General features: G+C 67.8%; 19 protein-coding genes. 12 read left to right on the top strand and 7 right to left on the bottom strand.

The features are described from left to right. The first annotated feature begins 313 nt into the window (after positions 1 to 313). Together ABD255_RS01690 and ABD255_RS01685 are read left to right on the top strand one after the other, a co-directional pair. Entirely contained in the window at positions 314 to 766 is a 453-nt protein-coding gene (locus ABD255_RS01690; protein ID WP_344208970.1) for a MarR family winged helix-turn-helix transcriptional regulator, read from the top strand. Beyond that, positions 763 to 1,128, top strand: a complete 366-nt coding sequence (locus ABD255_RS01685; protein WP_344208968.1) for a DUF488 domain-containing protein — start codon at positions 763 to 765, stop codon at positions 1,126 to 1,128. The genes ABD255_RS01690 and ABD255_RS01685 overlap by 4 nt, the downstream gene beginning before the upstream one ends. Positions 1,129 to 1,153: 25 nt before the next feature. Here the strand turns inward: ABD255_RS01685 and ABD255_RS01680 are convergent, their stop codons facing one another. Continuing rightward, positions 1,154 to 1,570: a cupin domain-containing protein gene (locus ABD255_RS01680; RefSeq protein WP_344208966.1), complete on the bottom strand. Its 417-nt coding sequence runs from the start codon at positions 1,568 to 1,570 to the stop codon at positions 1,154 to 1,156. Beyond that, positions 1,563 to 2,288 (bottom strand): DUF2249 domain-containing protein, encoded by a 726-nt coding sequence (locus ABD255_RS01675; protein WP_344208963.1) that lies wholly within the window; start codon positions 2,286 to 2,288, stop codon positions 1,563 to 1,565. Before ABD255_RS01675 ends, ABD255_RS01680 begins: the two co-directional genes overlap by 8 nt. Before the next feature lie 85 nt (positions 2,289 to 2,373). Between ABD255_RS01675 and fdxA the strand changes: the two genes are divergently transcribed. The 4 genes from fdxA (at position 2,374) to ABD255_RS01655 (ending at position 4,284) form a co-directional block, all read left to right on the top strand. Then, positions 2,374 to 2,700: a ferredoxin gene (gene fdxA / locus ABD255_RS01670; RefSeq protein ID WP_344208961.1), complete on the top strand. Its 327-nt coding sequence runs from the start codon at positions 2,374 to 2,376 to the stop codon at positions 2,698 to 2,700. Positions 2,701 to 2,705: 5 nt separating this feature from the next. After that, complete coding sequence (locus tag ABD255_RS01665; RefSeq protein WP_344208959.1) at positions 2,706 to 3,413, top strand: helix-turn-helix transcriptional regulator; 708 nt, start codon at positions 2,706 to 2,708, stop codon at positions 3,411 to 3,413. Further along, complete coding sequence (locus tag ABD255_RS01660; protein ID WP_344208957.1) at positions 3,413 to 3,781, top strand: cupin domain-containing protein; 369 nt, start codon at positions 3,413 to 3,415, stop codon at positions 3,779 to 3,781. The genes ABD255_RS01665 and ABD255_RS01660 overlap by 1 nt, the downstream gene beginning before the upstream one ends. Positions 3,782 to 3,855: 74 nt before the next feature. Beyond that, positions 3,856 to 4,284 carry a hypothetical protein gene (locus ABD255_RS01655; RefSeq protein ID WP_344208955.1) on the top strand — a complete coding sequence of 143 codons (429 nt, stop codon included), beginning with the start codon at positions 3,856 to 3,858 and terminating at the stop codon, positions 4,282 to 4,284. 47 nt (positions 4,285 to 4,331) lie between these two features. Here ABD255_RS01655 and ABD255_RS01650 read toward each other — a convergent pair whose 3' ends face one another. Beyond that, the gene (locus ABD255_RS01650; RefSeq protein ID WP_344208953.1) at positions 4,332 to 5,567 is read right to left on the bottom strand and encodes an NAD(P)/FAD-dependent oxidoreductase; all 1,236 of its coding nucleotides are present in this window, start codon (positions 5,565 to 5,567) and stop codon (positions 4,332 to 4,334) included. A 50-nt stretch (positions 5,568 to 5,617) separates the two neighbouring features. Continuing rightward, on the bottom strand, positions 5,618 to 6,055 hold the full coding sequence (locus tag ABD255_RS01645; protein WP_344208951.1) for a DoxX family membrane protein: 438 nt from the start codon (positions 6,053 to 6,055) through the stop codon (positions 5,618 to 5,620). A gap of 88 nt (positions 6,056 to 6,143) precedes the next feature. Here ABD255_RS01645 and ABD255_RS01640 point away from each other — a divergent pair, with 88 nt between their 5' ends. Continuing rightward, positions 6,144 to 6,845: a helix-turn-helix transcriptional regulator gene (locus tag ABD255_RS01640; protein ID WP_344208949.1), complete on the top strand. Its 702-nt coding sequence runs from the start codon at positions 6,144 to 6,146 to the stop codon at positions 6,843 to 6,845. Positions 6,846 to 6,862: 17 nt separating this feature from the next. Here the strand turns inward: ABD255_RS01640 and ABD255_RS01635 are convergent, their stop codons facing one another. Then, positions 6,863 to 7,756 (bottom strand): alpha/beta fold hydrolase, encoded by an 894-nt coding sequence (locus ABD255_RS01635; RefSeq protein WP_344208947.1) that lies wholly within the window; start codon positions 7,754 to 7,756, stop codon positions 6,863 to 6,865. 373 nt (positions 7,757 to 8,129) lie between these two features. Here ABD255_RS01635 and ABD255_RS01630 point away from each other — a divergent pair, with 373 nt between their 5' ends. After that, the gene (locus ABD255_RS01630; RefSeq protein WP_344208945.1) at positions 8,130 to 8,384 is read left to right on the top strand and encodes a hypothetical protein; all 255 of its coding nucleotides are present in this window, start codon (positions 8,130 to 8,132) and stop codon (positions 8,382 to 8,384) included. A gap of 43 nt (positions 8,385 to 8,427) precedes the next feature. Here the strand turns inward: ABD255_RS01630 and ABD255_RS01625 are convergent, their stop codons facing one another. Together ABD255_RS01625 and ABD255_RS01620 are read right to left on the bottom strand one after the other, a co-directional pair. Then, positions 8,428 to 9,252 (bottom strand): hypothetical protein, encoded by an 825-nt coding sequence (locus ABD255_RS01625; RefSeq protein ID WP_344208943.1) that lies wholly within the window; start codon positions 9,250 to 9,252, stop codon positions 8,428 to 8,430. Beyond that, positions 9,249 to 9,869, bottom strand: a complete 621-nt coding sequence (locus ABD255_RS01620; RefSeq protein ID WP_344208942.1) for an IPT/TIG domain-containing protein — start codon at positions 9,867 to 9,869, stop codon at positions 9,249 to 9,251. Before ABD255_RS01620 ends, ABD255_RS01625 begins: the two co-directional genes overlap by 4 nt. A 13-nt stretch (positions 9,870 to 9,882) precedes the next feature. Here ABD255_RS01620 and ABD255_RS01615 point away from each other — a divergent pair, with 13 nt between their 5' ends. The 4 genes from ABD255_RS01615 to ABD255_RS01600 all read left to right on the top strand — a co-directional run bounded on the left by ABD255_RS01615 (position 9,883) and on the right by ABD255_RS01600 (position 16,943). Further along, the gene (locus ABD255_RS01615) at positions 9,883 to 10,131 is read left to right on the top strand and encodes a hypothetical protein (protein WP_344208940.1); all 249 of its coding nucleotides are present in this window, start codon (positions 9,883 to 9,885) and stop codon (positions 10,129 to 10,131) included. 408 nt (positions 10,132 to 10,539) lie between these two features. Next, entirely contained in the window at positions 10,540 to 11,997 is a 1,458-nt protein-coding gene (locus ABD255_RS01610; protein WP_344208938.1) for an amidohydrolase family protein, read from the top strand. A 24-nt stretch (positions 11,998 to 12,021) separates the two neighbouring features. Next, positions 12,022 to 13,797 (top strand): trypsin-like serine peptidase, encoded by a 1,776-nt coding sequence (locus tag ABD255_RS01605; RefSeq protein WP_344208936.1) that lies wholly within the window; start codon positions 12,022 to 12,024, stop codon positions 13,795 to 13,797. Further along, a complete protein-coding gene (locus ABD255_RS01600; RefSeq protein WP_344208934.1) occupies positions 13,794 to 16,943 on the top strand; it encodes an ATP-binding protein in 3,150 nt (1,049 codons plus the stop codon). Before ABD255_RS01605 ends, ABD255_RS01600 begins: the two co-directional genes overlap by 4 nt. Positions 16,944 to 16,967 lie beyond the last annotated feature (24 nt).

The raw sequence follows: 16,967 nt of genomic DNA, 5'->3' as shown, positions 1-16,967 counted from the left end.
CTCGATGAGTGGCGCGTGCTTCGGGGACATCCGTTCCTTTCGGCGCTTCCTCCTCGATTCCGGTGGAGTGACAACCACTCGGAGCCAAGTACGCCGGCGGCTTCCTCAACTGGCCGGGCGTGATGCCGGCCCGGTGATCGGCGCGGACGGTGGCGATCGCGGACAGAAGCCGCGCGCTGCCCCGGATTCATTGATCACGGTGCACCTCCCGACGCATCACGCACCCAGTGGAACGATCCGCGCATTTATATCGTAACACGATATACTCGGTCGAGCACCGAGCCCGCGGCGAGACCCTTGAGGATGTGATCACATGCCGGCCGACGCGATGAACGCCGACGAGGTGGCGGAGCCCCTGACGAAGGCTGATTTCGAGGCGTTGGCCCGCTTCCGTTTCGGCATCCGTCGCTATCTGCGCTTCAGTGAGCAAACCGTCCGCGCCCATGGCCTGACGCCGCAGCATTACCAACTGCTGCTGGCGTTGAAGGGGTTCCCAGGGCGTGAATGGGCCACCATGACCGAGTTGGCCGACCGCCTTCAGTTGCGGCACCACAGTGTCGGCGAGTTGGTGAACCGAGCCCAGGCGCAGGACCTGGTGCACCGGGCACCGCACCCAGCCGACGCCCGGGCCGTCCGGGTGGAGCTGACATCGCAAGGCCAACGCGCACTGGCTCGCCTCAGCGCGTTGCACCGCGACGAACTGCGGCGGATGCGAACAGCACTGGCTCTCCCGGACTGGAGCAACCCCACGGAGGGTGAGTCATGACAGCCCACGACATCCGGGTCCGCAGGGTCTACGACCAGGCCGCGCCCGATGACGGCATCCGGGTCCTGGTGGATCGCGTGTGGCCGCGCGGCCTGCGCAAGGACGCCGTGGTACTCGACGAATGGCTGAAGGAAGTCGCGCCGTCGACGGAACTGCGCAAGTGGTACGGCCACGTCCCGGAGAAGTTCGCGCAGTTCGAGGCGCGCTATCGCGACGAGCTCGGGACCTCGTCCGCGCGAGGAGCGCTCGACCACCTGCGCGCCCTGGTCAGCGATTCGACCGTGACGTTGCTGACCGCAACCAAGGATGTGGAGCACAGCCAGGCAGCCGTGCTGGCAGGACTTCTCCGGGAGTCACGTTGACCTCGATGGGCAGGCTGTACTGCGGTCAGGGCCCGGGCCGCGGCCTGATCTGCAGGCCGGGTCTGCGCCGATGGACGGTCAGGTAGGACAGGCCGTTCTCGCCGGCGGTGATGTTGCGCGTCGACCCATGGGGCAACCAGACGAGGTTGCCATTGGCAACAGGCTGGGCATCGTCGGGGGTGCCGACGGTGCCGCTACCCGCGACGACTACGAGCAACGCGTCGAGATCGGGCTCGGTGTGGGTGTCCACGCGCCGACCGGCGGGCAGATGGATCAGATTCGCATCGAGCTGACGGCCCGGCTCGGCCAGCGTCCACCGGGCACCGGCCGGTACGCGCGTGTCGGCGGCGAAATCATTGATGTCCGCCAGGATCCGCGCCACCGGTTGCTCGGCCGGCAGATCAGCGGCGTCGATCCCGCAAGCCCCTGATCCCTCAGTCATCAACGGCCACCCGGCCGATCCGGACCCGCCATTCCTCCGGCCCGGTCTGCAGATAGTCCCAACTGAAGGCACCGGAATGGATCGCCTCGAACTCCCGGCGCAGCGGCTGGGGGTCGTGACTGTTCACCAAGATGAACGCCTCCCCGGGCGCCAGGCGCGCATAGCGGGCGAAGACCCGCGGGTGACGTCCACCGCGTGCGATCTGGCGGACATCGATGACCGCCGGCGCCTCGCCACGTTCCTCCACGACAGAGGCCTGCGGACTCGCAACAGCCAACGAAGGTTCGACGCCGGCAAGCTCGGCAAGGGTGGGCAGCAACACCGATTCCTCGATCCGGAACTGAAGATCCAACGCCCCCGCGATCATCGCGCCGATCCTGGCCGTGTCGCTCGTGCCGGCGGCTGCCAGATCGTCGATCTGCCTGTCGAGTGCCGACCTCCCGACTCGAAGGGCGTCCACCAGCAGGCGCCCCGCGGAACTCCCGGCCGCAGGGGCGTAAAGGTTGCGATCGGCGACGTCGAGATACTGGCGCAACTCGTGACGGCAGAAGTCGATCAACTCCGCAGACGACGGCTGATCCGCGTCCGCCATCGGCTCCGTCGTAGTCAGCTCGGCTAGGCCCGCCCGCAATCGCTGGTGGGCCTCTCGCACCGCGGTCCGAGCGATGACGGTCGGGTCGGTCTCGGTCGCCTGGATGAAGATCTCCGCAGCCGGCATGGGTGCCACTCTCCTCACATGATGTTCGGATTATTATTACATGTGGTATTTGTAGTAAATACAAGCGCCTGATGAGGAGACAACTGTGACGTACGTGATCGCGTTGCCCTGTGTCGATCTGAAGGACCGTGCCTGCGTCGACGAGTGCCCGGTCGACTGCATCTACGAAGGCGGGCGCTCGCTCTACATCCAGCCTGACGAGTGTGTCGACTGCGGCGCGTGTGAGCCGGTCTGTCCGGTGGAGGCCATCTTCTACGAGGACGACCTGCCCGAGCAGTGGAAGGACTATCAGGCGGCGAACGCGGGATTCTTCGACGACCTCGGGTCCCCCGGTGGAGCTGCCAAGGTAGGTGCTGTCGACCACGACCACCCCCTCATCGCAGCCCTGCCGGCGCAGGATCAGGCAGGCTGATCACCATGACCACAGGTGTCCAGGACGACCGTACGAAATCACGCCGGGCGGCGGTGCTCGATGCTCTCAGGGCCTCCGCTGAACCTCTGGGGGTCACCGAGCTCGCTGACCTGCTCGGCATCCACCCCAACACGGTCCGCTTCCACCTCGACGCGCTGGTGACCCAGGGCCTGGTCGACCGCAGACTCGAAGAACCCTCCGGTCGGGGACGGCCTCGAACCGTCCACGCACCACATCCCGGGATGGATCGCGGTGGGCAGCGTCGGTACCAGTTGCTGGCCAAGATCCTGCTCGGTCAGCTGGCGACCAGTCCTGAAGCAGGCGACACCGCCGAGGCCGCCGGCCGCGACTGGGGCGGCTACCTGGTCGAACAGGTCCCGCCGTCACACCAGACGGGTGCCGCCGAGGCCAGGCACCGACTGAACGCCATGATGACCGACCTCGGCTTCGCCCCTGAGCCAGTGGGCAACAAGGGCGACCGGATCAGACTGCGGCACTGCCCGTTCCTCGAACTCGCCGAGGAGTACTCCGCCACGCTGTGCCCGTTGCACCTCGGCCTGATGCAAGGCGCCCTCAGCGAGATCCGCGCACCGATCACGGCGACCCGCCTCGAACCGTTCGCCGAACCCGACGCCTGCCTCGTCCACCTCTCCTCTCTCCACACCCCCGCAGCAGGAACGCGTCCTCAGCGGCGCCGGCACGGGAGCGCATGATGCACATCACCAGGATCGGCACCACACCACGACGCCGGGCGCCCATTCCCGGCGGCCCGACGATGGAGGTCCTCGTGGCCGGCGAGAGATCGGACAACCTCGCAATGGTTCAGGTGTGGATCCCACCCGGTGGCGGCCTGCCCGAGCACGACCACGGACCGTCGGAGATCGTCCTGGTCCATCTGTCGGGTTCGATCGAACTCAGCCAGGGCGACCAGCAGCACCGACTCGCACCCGGCGCCGTCGCCCACATCGCCGTCGGCGAACGAATGAGCCTGATCAATCCTGGTACCGAAACGGCAACCATGATGATCGTTGCCTCTCCCCCCGAGTTCGTCGCGCGGCTCGCGGGCTGGCCGGCCGCCTAGAGGCTGTCGGCAACGGCTCGACCGCACCGGTCGCCTCAGTTCATCCGCATATTCACAGATCCAGGAGCAGCCCGTTGAACGAGGCACCAGTCGCTGTAGCAACTGCCGTCATCTTCCTGTGGCTCGGCATGGTCTTGGCGATCTCCTTCCTGGAGGCGCCGCTGAAGTTCCGGGCTCCTGGCGTCACCATTCCCATCGGTCTTGGCATCGGCCGCATCGTGTTCCGGGCACTCAACCGGGCCGAGATCGCGCTGACACTGGTGGCACTCGTCGCGATCACCGTCGGACGGCCACCCGGCTCGGTGGTAGCTCTCTTCGCGGCCGTGGTGGTGATCCTGGCCGGGCAACTCATCGCCGTCCGGCCACGCCTCAACCGGCGCTCCGACCGCGTGCTGGCCGGTGAGAACCCGCCCCGCTCGACCGTTCACCTGTACTACGTCGCGCTCGAGGCCGCCAAGGTACTCGCGCTGGCGGCGCTCGGCATCCGCCTCCTGGCGGGGTAACTCGCTGTCGGGTTGCGCGGCTCCCCGCCGAGCCGGGTAGATCGCCTCTAGGCCATGGCGTGGGCAGCCAGCGGCACCGAGGTATCGGCCAGCCGACCCGCGTCAACCGGTTGCCGGGTGCGGATGAGTTCCTGGATCGGTGCGATGCCGTCGTCCCACAGATTGACCTGCATCCCCGCGACCACCCGGTCATCGGCCAGCCAGAACGCGTGGAACGCCTGCTTCTCGACGTCCCCGCGGGTCACCAGGCGGTCATAGCCGTCCGGACCGATCCAGCCGGCGAACTCCATTCCCACGTCGTACTGATCGGTGAAGAAGTACGGAAGCTCGTCATAGACGACCCGCTGACCCAGCATCGCCCGCGCCGCGACGGGCGCTGCCTTCAGCGCATTGTCCCAGTGCTCGACCCGCAGATGCCCGCCATAGAAGGGACGGTACGACTTGGCCACATCGCCCACGGCATAGACGTCCGGGTCATCGGTGCGCAGCGACTCGTCGACGACGATCCCGTTGTCGCAACTCAGACCCGCCCGCTCCGCGAGGTCGACGTTCGGAATCGCACCGATCCCCACCACCACCGCGTCCGCCGCCAAGTCGCTGCCGTCCTCGGTCACAACGCCGGTCACCCGGTCGATCCCCTGAAATCCGACCACGGTGTGACTCAGCCGCAGGTCGACCCCGTTGCGCAGATGAAGCGCGGCGAAGAACGCACCCATCTCGCTTCCGAGGGCGGCGAACAGGGGTGTCGGCCGCGGATCGATGACAACCACGTCGCAGCCGTACTCCCGGGCCGCCGCCGCGGTCTCCAGCCCGATCCAGCCGGCCCCCAGGACAACGATCCGCCCGCCACCACGGAACGCCTCCCGCAGGCTGTCGGAGTCACCGACCCTGCGCAGGTAGTGAACACCTTCGAGATCCGCACCCGGCAGCCGCAGGCGGCGCGGCGCGGCGCCTGTTGCCAGCAGCAACTTCGCGTAGCCGACGCGGTCGCCAGTGTCGAGTTCCACCTCATGGGCGGCACGATCCAGCCCCGTCCCGCGATGGCCCAGCAACAACTCCACCTCGTGTTCGGCGTACCAGGACTCATCGTGAACGTAGATCTTGTCTCGTTCCTCCTTGCCCATCAGGTACCCCTTGGACAGCGCGGGCCGCTCGTAGGGGCGCTCGGTCTCGTCCCCGACCAGGACGATCCGCCCCGTGAAGCCTTGCTCTCGCAAGGCCTGCGCCGCCTTCGCACCTGCCAGGCTCGCTCCGACAATGACGTAACTGGGTTCCTTGGTCATGATCACCTTCCAGAAGAGGATCGTGGGGATGCGGAGGAGGCGGGCACTGCCTACGGCAGGCGAGCCGGCCGGGCCGGGGCGTACCGGGTGGCTAGCCGGGCCAGTGCGATGGCGGCCACCAGGAGGCCGAAGTCGCGTAGTGCGACGTCATAGAAGCCGGGGATCGTCAGCAGGTTGAGGATGATGCCCGCGAGCCAGGCAGCCACGAGCAGTGCGCCGTACCGCGGGATCAGGGCGACGGCGACGCCGGCGACGATCTCGATGACACCGACGGCATACATCGCGTCCTGGCCGGACCCCGGAACGATGTCGTTGATCCAGGGGGCCAGGTAGCCCGGCCAGTCGGTCAGCAGATTGGCGAACTTGTCCAGGCCGAACGCGATCGGGGCCACCGTGAAGACCGTTCGCAACACCAGGAACGCCTGGTACGCGGGGTCGGACCACGCCTCCCGGCGTGCAGTGCGGGTGCTGGGCACCTCAGTCGTCATTGCCCTCACTCCTTCTAAAGTAGATGTAATTTGACTTTAGAAGCGCCTGGGGTTTTCGTCAATGGGACTTGGCTTTAGAGTGGATCCCGTGGACGACACCCGAGAGGCCCGGATCCTGGCGGTCGCGGCGTTGGAGGAGCCGACGCGGCGACGGCTGTACGACCACGTCGTACGCCAGGCGGGTCCGGTGACCCGGGACGAGGCAGCCACCTCCTTGGGGCTGCCCCGCTCCACGGCCGCCTTCCATCTCGACAGGCTGGCCGACGAAGGCCTGCTCGAGGTCGTCTTCGAACGCCTTACCGGTCGATCCGGTCCCGGTGCGGGACGACCGTCGAAGCTCTACCGACGCTCGAGCCGGCACGTCGGCGTCTCGCTACCCGAACACCGCTACGACCTGGCCGGCAGTCTCCTCGCGGCTGCCATCGAGGACGCCGAATCGTCGGGCGAATCCCCGCGAGCAGCCCTCGATCGGCGCGCGCGCCAGGTCGGCACCGAACTCGCCGCCGCCATCGGTGACGCAGCAGGCGAGACAGCCGGTCCGGCCGCCATGATGCACCTGCTCGAGGAACAAGGCTTCGAACCGCGCGCCGAGGCAAACGCCATCGTTTTGGGCAACTGCCCGTTTCACGCCTTGGCCCAACAGCACACGGACTTGGTCTGCGAGATGAACCTGTGTCTGCTCGAAGGACTGCTGGACGGCCTCGGCGATACACAGCTACAAGCCCATCTCCAGCCGCAACCCGACCACTGCTGCGTTCGCCTCGAGCCTGCTGCGCGCCAAGACTCGTAGTCCATTCGTGCGCCTGGTCAGCGCGTCAGCTGGTGCCGGAGAGTGGTGAGCATGTCGTCCCAGTACTCGAAGAGAGTGCTGCCGTGGCCCTTGCCGGGGCGGAGTACGAGGGTTGAGTTCGGGATCCTGTCGGCGAACCAGCGCCCGTGAGAGGGCGGCACCATCCGGTCCAGGTCACCGAACCAGAGCCACGTAGGCACCTCGAGATGGGCAGGATCGATGTCCCAGTCGCCACCCCAGGCGACGTTGTCGCGGGCATAGCCGTCGTAACTCCGCAGGGTGTCGCGAAGGTCCAGGGCGAAGAGCCGCTTGTTCCGCGGAGTCATCCAGTCGGCGTCCTGCTCATGGACGCCATTGAAGAACTCATCAGTCACCGCCGAGTCGGGCAGCGCGAGCAGCTTGACGTACCTTCCACCTGACTCGGCTCGGAACGCCCTCAACGCACCCTCGAGGTCGCCCGCGTCCGCGAGTTCGAGGATCGGCAGATCGGGATCCGCGGGATCAGGCGGATCGAGCAGCCGCCACGGACCGACACCACCCGCAAGGCCGACAGCCCGCACCCGGCGCTGGTCGGCGAGGCCCGTCGCGAGCGCGTACGGACCACCTCCCGAGGCACCCAGTACGGCGAACTCTTCGATGCCCAGGGCATCGGCCACCGCGAGCGTGTCGGCCCCGACGGAGGCCAGGCTCGGTGGCGTGTCAGTCGAACGCCCATAACCCGGCCGGTTGAAGGACACCAGGCGCACCCCCTGCCGCCGCGCCGCCTCCTCGCCCAGCCGCGCCTGCAGCCGCCCCGACGGCGTCCCATGGTGAAACACCACCGGTACGCCGGCCGCGTCCCCGCCCTCCCACACCTCGACAACCCGGTCCCCCGGCAACCCGACCAGGAGGCTCCCCACCTCATCCGCCATCCCCCGAACATAGACCTCGGATCGGCACTGGCCCACCTGTGCGTCGTGCACCCTGACCTTGAACTCAGGGGCAGCACGAGGCTCCCCGATGAACCGGCTCAGGGCTACCTAGGTACCGATCTCAGCACTTCCCCGAAGACGCCCGAACTTTCGACCTGCGACGTTGTTCCCACCAGTAAGCGGAGGCGGTACGACGGCCCGTCGCACCACTCCCTCAGACAGGAGCACGACGATGCGACAGATCCAGATCCGCCGAAGACCACTCCGAACACTCACCCGCAAGAACACGCAGCCGCTCGACCTCCGCACACCATCAGGCCGACCGCTCCCCTTCTGACCCCAGCTCTCGCACATCCCAGACAGACGCATGACCATGAACCTCAGACTGCATGTCCACCACGCCTACACCGGCGGTTGGTGCGCCGACATCGACGACGACCACGACCGTCAACCCGACGACCCCTACTGGTGCGTCGACCAATGGCCAACCCTGCAGGACGCGCTCACAGCAGGCTGCCACCAACTAGCCGAGCTGTCCGCCACCCTCCGAACCACGCACAGGCTCCCCCGCCTCAGCGGGTACCAGGACGGCCTCCAAGTATCACCGCCCCTGCAACTGGCCGCCTGACAAGCACACGGTCTGAACATCACGCCTGCTTGGATCGATGCGTTCATCTCGAGAATTCGAAGCGCAGGCCGTGCTCGTCTCGCAGGACGATGATCTGGCCACCGGCTTCGTTCATCAGGACGTACCGGTCGCGGGTACCTTCCAGAAGCCGGAGCCCGGTGTATCGGTACCGGTAGGCGGAGTCCTCGCCGAGCGGTGACTCCATGACGCCGTCGGCGGTGATCTCGAGGCGCTTCTCGCTGAAGACGGTCACAGCGACCAACTGCCACGGATACGCGAGGATGTCCTTCGCGAAGGCCTCCCCCGTTGCTCGTGCGATGCGTTCGGTGTCCCAGAAGACAGCGAAGGCAAGGAGGACGCAGACGAGGGCGGTGGTGGCGCCTGACCACCGACTCCCACTACCCACGGCGCGCGTGAGCATCTGTCCATAGAGCGCGAGCACCAGGCCGACCGTGAGAGCAGCCGGGATCGCGATCAGCCGGGTCGCGGGCAGCGCCAACATCCCGACACAAACCACCAGCCAGATCGGCCACGACCGGATCATCATCCGCCCGGCCCGGATCGCTGCGAGGCGAACTCGTGGTCTGGATCGCGCCGCGTGAACGACGCGGCGATGCTGCTGCTGCACGATCAGAAGGCCCAGCACCAGGACGACCAGGGGCAGGAACAGCACGTTGATGCTCTTGAGCAGATAATCCTGGACCGAGAGCTGGAGGACGACAGGGTCGTAGCCGAGGGCACGCGCCTGGAAGCGGGTGCGTACCCAGCCGAAGTAGAACAACAGAGCTGTCGCGAGTGCGATCGGCGATCCCACCGCGGCGAGCAGGCGAACCCAGGCGGGCGCGGGCTTGCCCTCGGTCGCGGTCACCGGCTCGATGTCGGCGTCGCGGCGGCGGTGGTGTTCGGCTCGCCACCCGACCGACTCGCGGACGAGGACGGATCGACTGATGTCTCGTCGAAGGTGAACGGCGCTCCGTTCAACGGCGCCATCGGCCACCCGTCGGGATAGACGATGACGTCAGCCGCTGCACCGGCTGCTCGTTCAGGAGCAGTGATCACCGCCCTGGTTCCGCCATGGCTCGATCGAGCCCTGATCCGAACGTCTACTTGCCGATCGTCCACGTACATCACGAAGTGAACGGTCACGGTCGAAGGAAGATGCGCACCGACGAGAGTGAGTCGATAGCCACCCTTTGATGACCCATGGTCGGGTGAGATCTCCATGATGCGCGGGCATGCGATCGTCGCGCCTGCCCGACTGGGCTGCGGCAGCAACTGGGCCTCGGGGTACCGCCGATGAGTCGTGACGAGCCTCTGCAGGAACGCGATGACGGCCCGATCGATGCAGTCCTGTGGACGCGGTTTCCGATCGGCGACCGAGCTCGCGGATCTCCACAGGTCCTCGCGCCCGCTCTGTGCGGCGAGGCATGCGACAGCGGCGGCGGCGTAGTAGGCCGGCAACGGCTGACCTTTGTCCTCGGCCACCCTTCGCGCCTGTGTGCACGAGCCGCGTGAGAGCAGAGCGGCCACTGTCTCGCTCGGGAAGTCCACGCCGCCCGCGACACCCAGCGTCTGGACCCATTCGACGAACCGCACCCGCGCCGGGGGCCGGGAGGTCGCCTTCGCCGACGTCGATGGCGGTGACGAGTTCGCCTCGGACGAAGCCGACGTACTCGGCGGGCTCGACGGGGTCCGACCCGTCGGCACCGACGATGTCGGCTCGGCGCGAGGAGGCGTCGTCCCCTGAGGTGTCTGGCTCGTCGTGACCGGTGGGGACGAGCGCTTCGAATCGTCGCGCAAAGGGTCCCCACATGCGCACGCCATGAGCAACAGGATGACGCCTGTCGTCAGCCCGGCCCGACCACCCCACGTCCCCCGCATCAGTCGATTCCTCCCCTGATGGTTCTCTCCCTCAGAGTGCTCTCGGGACTCGCCACAGACAATAGGTTGTTCGATCGACGGCCGCCGATGCCCGGAGTTCAGGCCTTCGCTCAAGCAAGCGTTGGATGTCGGGCTTTTCATTCCAACACCCGACCTCCTGCTCTTGTATCAGACGGCTTATCTGAGTACTCCTGATAACAGAGGTATTCACGATCTTGCTCGGGGGCTGTGCCGTCAGGCACACGAGCGAGGTTGTGGTGCCCCGGGGGAGCTGATGACCGGGCCAGTGGTCGACATCCATTGTCACAATTTCAACGCCGACGACCTGCCGGTGCGGGGATTCGTCCAGCACGTGGCGATGCACGACTCGACGATGAGCCCAGCTCTTGCCGGTCTGCTCGACGTCGTGATCCAAGGGGGTGCGCCGGGGTACGCCGCGGAGAAGTCCAGACTCGACGCTCTGCTCGGGACCAGCATCTTCGATGACGGTATGGCGGGCGTCGTACCTACTCCACGCAGCGTCGACCCGCTCGAACAGCTCGAGGTCGAGGTCGACGCGGCGGTGATCGAGTTGCAGCAACGCAATCCGGAACTCGCCCGCAGGGCTGCCCTGGATCTCGCTCACGACGATGCTCGAACGGCCCGGCTCGACGAAGGACTCTTCGATCTCGGCAGTGCACTGCGGCGCGGGGTGAAGTGGGCGAAGCTCTTCACCAAGTCCCGGCTCGATCTGGCCGGCGTCCTCACCAGCAGCTACCCGGACGTCGACCTGTTCTGCCCGATCCTCGTCGATCTGGGCGCCTCGCTCGGCGACAGGGCCAAGACGACCATCCGGCAGCAGGTCATCCTGCAAGAGCAGATCAGCCGGCTCAGCATGCTCGGTTCGCTGCCCTGGCAGACCAGCGCGCGGATCCATCCGTTCGTCGGCTTCGACCCCCGCCACGAGGTTCGGGCCCGCCGGGCCCACGACATCGAGACTCCGCTGAACGTCGCCATGGAGGCGGTCGAACGCTTCGGCTTCGTCGGAGTCAAGGTCTATCCCCCGATGGGATTCCGGCCGATCAACAACACGGCTGTCGGCGACATGACCGCCGCCGAGGCCGCCGCGCTCGACGAGGTCCTCGACGAGTTCTATCAGTGGTGCGTGGCCGAGCACGTCCCGATCACGGCGCACTGCAACGATTCGCAGTACGCCAGTACGGCGTACCAGAAGGCCGGGCTGGCCGGCCCCGGCGGGTGGATCGAAGTACTGGAGAAGTACGACGGCCTGCACCTCAACCTCGGCCATTTCGGCGGCGCCAACCCGGCTGAGAAGTCCGATGCCTGGATTTGGCAGATTGCGGCCGCGACGGCCCGGTTCGAATTCCTCTTCGCCGATGTCGGCAATCACAAGATCTACGACAGCAAATTGTCGAAGCCGTATCTCAATCGGCTCCACAAGATGTTCGAGGACGAGCCGACCAAAGCAATGCAGGACCGGCTGATGTACGGGTCGGACTGGTTCATGCTCGCGCTCCATCCCGAGTGGGAGAAGTTCCTGCCGACCTATCGCGACCTGTATCGGGAGAAGCTCGGCACCAGTTTGACCGAAGGCTTCATGGGGGGTAATGCCTTGCGCTTCCTGGGATTCGGCGACCGGGACAACAAGAACAATCGCAGGCTCTGGCGGCGCTATCGGAAGTATGCGCCGGCGCGGATCCCCGACTGGCTCCCCGAGCCCGCCTCGGACTGACGGCAGCGGACGGGACGGCGCGAGATGTGGACCGAAGAGGATCTCATCGAGATCATCCACAGGTTCCCCGCGGTCGCGGATGAGGCACTCCAGGCCGTTCAGCAGGGTGAGGGCACCCCGCTGACCCTCGACGCGTTCGAGGCCGCGGCCGCAGTGCTGCAAACGGACGCCGCGGAGCTCTGCATCGGGCAGCTCGTGGCCAAAGGACTGCTCGACGGTTTCGCCCAAGCTCTGCGAGCCCGCGGCCTGGAGATCGACACCACCGCGGCCGTGTCGGACCGGATCAACTTCGAGGGCATGAGCGACTTCCTGGAGCGGGCCAAGACGTTCCGGTGCCGCGTGGAGGTCGACGACACCTTCCGGGGCTCCGGCTGCCTGGTCGGTCCCGGACTCGTACTCACGGCCTGGCACGTCGTCCGGGTGCAGGGACCCGGGATCGTGCAAAATCCGGAGCCGAAAGTCAGCGTCACCCTGGCCGACGGCAGCACGCACCAAGCCGCCGTGCCGCCGTCGTACGCCTCGCCGTGCGGCGATGACGAGTGGCGCAGCCTGTCGCCGCGCTCGGACGCCGACGTACTGGATCGGCACGACGTGGCCCTGCTGGCGCTGCGGACACCGGCGGCACGTCACCTAGGTTTCGCGCGGATACCGGCGGTGGTTCCGCCCGCGGCCTCACGCTCGAAGCTGTACCTTCTGGACTTCCCGATGGGCCAGGACAAGCAACTGGGCGAGGGCACGACCTGGAAGATCCGAAGTGTCAGTGCGCGGTTGAGGCATGACATCAAGACCGGCAGCGGGTCGTCCGGCGGCGCCTGTTTCAACAGCAGCTACGAGCTCTTCGGCCTGCACCAAGGCGGGCACGGCAAGGGGCGCAACGGCAAGTACGGGCGGCTGGTTCCGCTGTCGTTGTTCATCGACGACCTCGCCGCGCTCATCACGACGGACATCGCCCCGACCGGCCTCTGGCACCTGGACGGTCAGAGCTCGCAGCTCGTGATCGGACGGGACCTGTTCGTCTCGGCCGTCGCCGAGGCCGGCAAGGAGACCACCCGTGTGCGCGGCATCCGGGTGAAGAGGCGGAACGTCGCCGGCGGCGACGAGACCGGTCTCGGCTTCTCCCACCGGATGCTCAATGAACTGCTGCTGCGGCGGGGCGGCGAACATCTCCTGGTCCGGATTCCTCTCGACGAGCCTGTCGCCGACCTGATCTCCGACATCTCTCAACGGATCCAGGCCGCGGGCGTCGCAGCCACCCTCGTACCGTCGCCCGGTGGCGTGGATCCGGCGCAGGCCGCTCCGGAGGCCGCCGCACGCGACCAGGCAAGCCGACTGGCCGCCGCGGTGAACGAAGCGGCCGCGGAGCTGGGCCGCACGGTCTGGCTCTTCGTGGACACCCCCTCGGTGCCGTTGCCGGAGCCGGCTCGTCTTCACCTCGAAGGCTTGGTCGCCGCTTGCCTGGCCCAGCCGCGGATCCGCCTGGTGATCGCCGGTCTCGAAACCATGCCGCTCGCGGGACTCGAGTTCTCCGCTCCCGAGGCGGCCGCCGTCGACGGGCCGCCCGGGATGGTCGTCGACTACGTCGGCGGCTTCACGCGCGACGATCTTCTCAACTGCCTGACCAGGGCGGCAGAGGAACTCTCGGGCGAGGTCGACGCCGGCGGAATCGGCGACCAGGCCGATCTCGCCCTGCTGGGGCTGGACGACTTCAACGGCGTGTACGGCGACCCGGATCTCAGCACCGTCGTCGCGCGACTGCAGCCGTACCTGACGCTTCTTCGCCGGCGTGGAGGCATCGCATGACCGAGTACGCGGCGCATCGGCCGCCCGGAGCCGACGGGCAACAGAGCACAGCCGTGAGCAGTGGCGTCGAACAAGCGCGCCGGTACGCCGCGCTGTCGGGGCCTTTCGATCCCGCACAGGCACTGCGGAGCATCGACCAGGTGGAATCGGTCCACCCGGCCCAGCTGACCGCGATCGCGGCCGGCCTCTCGCAAGCCTGTGACAAGTCCACGATCGCAGGCACCGGCCAGTGGCTGATGCGAGGCGCCGAACGGCGCCGAACCCTCGAAGCGTTGGCGGGATCCGAACGGGTGGACGACGCTGTCGCCGACCGGTGGGAGACCGCGGACGATCAGCCGACCAGGGACCTGTTGAACGCGATCACCGCGGAGGGGATCTTCAGCGCGGAGGGCGTCTCGGCCGCGGTCAGCGCCGAGCCCGACCGGGAGACGTTGGAGCGCCTCGTCGTCGGACTCGGACGAGCCGGACCGCTGGCGTCGCAGTACGGCGAGCTGCCGAAGGTCAAGGCCGCGCTCACCCACCTCGACTTCGTCACCTCGGCAGCGGCCCTGCAGGATCGCGGCTTCTTCGGGCGTGAGGAGGAGATCGCGCGGATCACCCAGTGGCTGGAGGCCGAGTTCGCCGGGCGGCCGGCGAGCGCGCTGTACATCGAGGGCCTTCCCGGAGTCGGCAAGACGACCTTGCTCGAGGAGGTCGCGGCCACCTTGATCGGCCACGAGGACGAGTGGGTCGTGGTGCGGTTCGACTTCGACCGGGCCGGACTCGACGTGCAGGACATGGCCGGACTGACGATGGAGCTCGCCCGCCAGGTGTCCGCACAGGTCCCCGGTGCCGAGCAGGCGATTCAGCAGGCCAGGCACAAGGCGGCCGGCGCGCCGCCCGGCGCGACAGCCCTCAAGGGAGACAGTCCCGAGCTGGTCCCGGAAGATCTGGGCTTGGCTCTGGCGAACGCCCTGGCCCGCCCGCGACGGCGGGTCTTCCTGGTTCTCGACACGCTGGAGGTGCTTCGCGGCCGCGGCGAGACGCACCCGGGCCGGCTGTTCGACTGGCTCGATCAGCTGGCCGCCCTGGCCCAGATCTCTCTCGCGGTCGTCGGTGCCGGACGCGGTGACGCGCTGGACAGCACCCCCGACCGGGTCGGCGTACGTCTGCCTCTGCAGGGATTGGACGACGCCAGCGCCGACCACCTGCTGGCGAGCCTCGACGTCGATCAACGGTCGTACGAGCTGATCCGCTCGATCGCGAGGGGGAACCCACTGGCGCTCCGGCTGGCCGCGAAGTTCGCGAACGAGCGGGGACCGCAGGCACTGGCGAAGGCCCGCAAGCGGGGCGGCATGGCCCTGGCCTACCTCTACCGCTTCGTGCTGTCACGGATCGACGACCGCGACCTGCGGAAACTCGCGAACCCAGGGCTGGTCGTCCGGCGGATCAACGCGGACGTGATCCGAGAGGTCGTCGGTCCCCAGGTGGGACTGCGGGGGCTCAGCCCGAGGCGTGCGGAGGAGCTCTTCCAGGCACTGGCGAGCCAGCACTGGCTGGTCGAGCCCGACCCGCTGACCACCGGCTTCCTGCGGCACCGCAGTGACATGCGCTCGGTCCTGCTGCCGCTGTTGTACGAATCGACGCCGGCGACCGCGGCACGCATCGACCGGTCGGCGGCCAAGTGGTTCGCCGCGCGCTCAGAACCGTGGTGTGCGGTCGAATCCGCGTACCACCGGCTCCAGCTGATGCGCCGGGAGCCGACCGTCCCTCCGATCGACCCGGCGATCCTGGCCCAGTTCGACGCGGTCACGATCAGCGAGTTGCCGACGCCGGCGCAGGACGTTGTCCACCGCAACCAAGGTGACCGTTCCACCAGCTTCCGGGGCGATCGGGTCGAGCCGGGGGCGGCGCTGGATCCGGACGCGGCCCGTGAACTGCGGTCGATGAACGAACGCTCCGACTGGCTGGAAGGCAACTACGTCTACGATCGCGCCTACCTCGGCGCCGTCTTCGACCCGAACAGCCCGGACGCGGATGTCGCGCTCACTTTCCTGTGGCGGTCGGGCCGGTGGTTCGAGGCGAGACGGCTGCTCGCCGAGCAGGGCGGTTGGTACCGCGAACAGCCACCGTTGCAGGCACAGCTGAGTGAGGCACGGATCGATGCTGTCTGCCGGCTGGAGATGGGCGCGGAGCACGACTTCGACGCCGGCGTGCGGGTCCTGCGCGACGAGGCCTCGCTCGGCCGGCGCGTGGCCAAGCTCGTCGAGCAACCTTCGGGATCCGACCTCGCCGGCGCAGCACTGCGCTTCGCGATCCACCGCGCCGGGATTTCCGTCAAGTTGCGCTCGCGGGATCCTGACGCGGTTCTCACGGCCATCGAGCGCTGGCGGCCTGCACGGCCTGACGGCGCCGATCAGGATCCCGTCGACTCCGCTGGTTGGCGCCGACTCACCGCTCGCACCGGACCTGTGGACCTTGGCGGAGCCGGCAGGTCCGTGATCATGGCGCGGTCGCTCGCGGTACTGACGCCGTACGCCGACCTGGTGGGAACGATGAGCCGGCTGCCGGACCACCAGTACCTCCACGAGTACGCCGCGATCGTGCGGGAACGCCTGAACGAGCAGGGAAATCTGGCTCCCCTCGGCTCACAGCCCTGGCGGGACTATGTGGACACCACCGCGTCCCTCGCGCTCACGAGTCTCACCGATCTCGGTCTGCTCGCGGAACTCGTCGGCGTGGCGGCGTACGTGCACGGTGACCGGGACCTGAATCTGGTCGCGCGCTGCGCCGAACGCTGGCGCCGCACGATCGCGGGGTCGTGGTCCTACGGAACGGCGGCGAAGCCGGACGGGTGGGACCGCGCGGTCGACGTCACCATCGCCGATCGGCTGGCCGCGCTCCAGGCCGCACCCGACGCGGTCGAACGGGCGACAGCGCAACTCGAGGCGTGGTGCCCGGAGCGCCCGCGCGAAGGCGATGTGCTGGGCCTGCTGCGCAAGCGGGCCCCGCACACCATCGAGGCGGCGACGCACGCCGCATCTGACGGATCCCCGGAGGACGCCGCGGCGGTGCTGCTCGGACGGTATGTCCCGAGTGCGTTCGTGCCCGCGGTCGCGGTCCTCCTCGGCGCCCGTCGTCGACAGACGCAGTCGCGGGGAACGTGACTGCGGCCGTACCAGGAGGGGGAC

The organism is Kribbella sancticallisti (genome assembly GCF_039530625.1).
Lineage (GTDB): Bacteria > Actinomycetota > Actinomycetes > Propionibacteriales > Kribbellaceae > Kribbella > Kribbella sancticallisti.
Note: the sequence above shows the minus strand (reverse complement) of the source record. Positions and strands in the feature narration are given on the sequence as shown.

Excerpts from the sequence above, each read along its gene's own strand:
- ABD255_RS01610 (WP_344208938.1), top strand. The coding sequence starts at position 10,540 with ATGACCGGGCCAGTGGTCGACATCCATTGTCACAATTTCAACGCCGAC.
- ABD255_RS01685 (WP_344208968.1), top strand. The coding sequence starts at position 763 with ATGACAGCCCACGACATCCGGGTCCGCAGGGTCTACGACCAGGCCGCG.
- ABD255_RS01675 (WP_344208963.1), bottom strand. The coding sequence starts at position 2,288 with ATGCCGGCTGCGGAGATCTTCATCCAGGCGACCGAGACCGACCCGACC.
- ABD255_RS01635 (WP_344208947.1), bottom strand. The coding sequence starts at position 7,756 with ATGGCGGATGAGGTGGGGAGCCTCCTGGTCGGGTTGCCGGGGGACCGG.
- ABD255_RS01605 (WP_344208936.1), top strand. The coding sequence starts at position 12,022 with ATGTGGACCGAAGAGGATCTCATCGAGATCATCCACAGGTTCCCCGCG.
- ABD255_RS01650 (WP_344208953.1), bottom strand. The coding sequence starts at position 5,567 with ATGACCAAGGAACCCAGTTACGTCATTGTCGGAGCGAGCCTGGCAGGT.
- ABD255_RS01660 (WP_344208957.1), top strand. The coding sequence starts at position 3,413 with ATGCACATCACCAGGATCGGCACCACACCACGACGCCGGGCGCCCATT.
- ABD255_RS01680 (WP_344208966.1), bottom strand. The coding sequence starts at position 1,570 with ATGACTGAGGGATCAGGGGCTTGCGGGATCGACGCCGCTGATCTGCCG.
- ABD255_RS01690 (WP_344208970.1), top strand. The coding sequence starts at position 314 with ATGCCGGCCGACGCGATGAACGCCGACGAGGTGGCGGAGCCCCTGACG.
- ABD255_RS01665 (WP_344208959.1), top strand. The coding sequence starts at position 2,706 with ATGACCACAGGTGTCCAGGACGACCGTACGAAATCACGCCGGGCGGCG.
- ABD255_RS01645 (WP_344208951.1), bottom strand. The coding sequence starts at position 6,055 with ATGACGACTGAGGTGCCCAGCACCCGCACTGCACGCCGGGAGGCGTGG.
- ABD255_RS01630 (WP_344208945.1), top strand. The coding sequence starts at position 8,130 with ATGAACCTCAGACTGCATGTCCACCACGCCTACACCGGCGGTTGGTGC.
- ABD255_RS01600 (WP_344208934.1), top strand. The coding sequence starts at position 13,794 with ATGACCGAGTACGCGGCGCATCGGCCGCCCGGAGCCGACGGGCAACAG.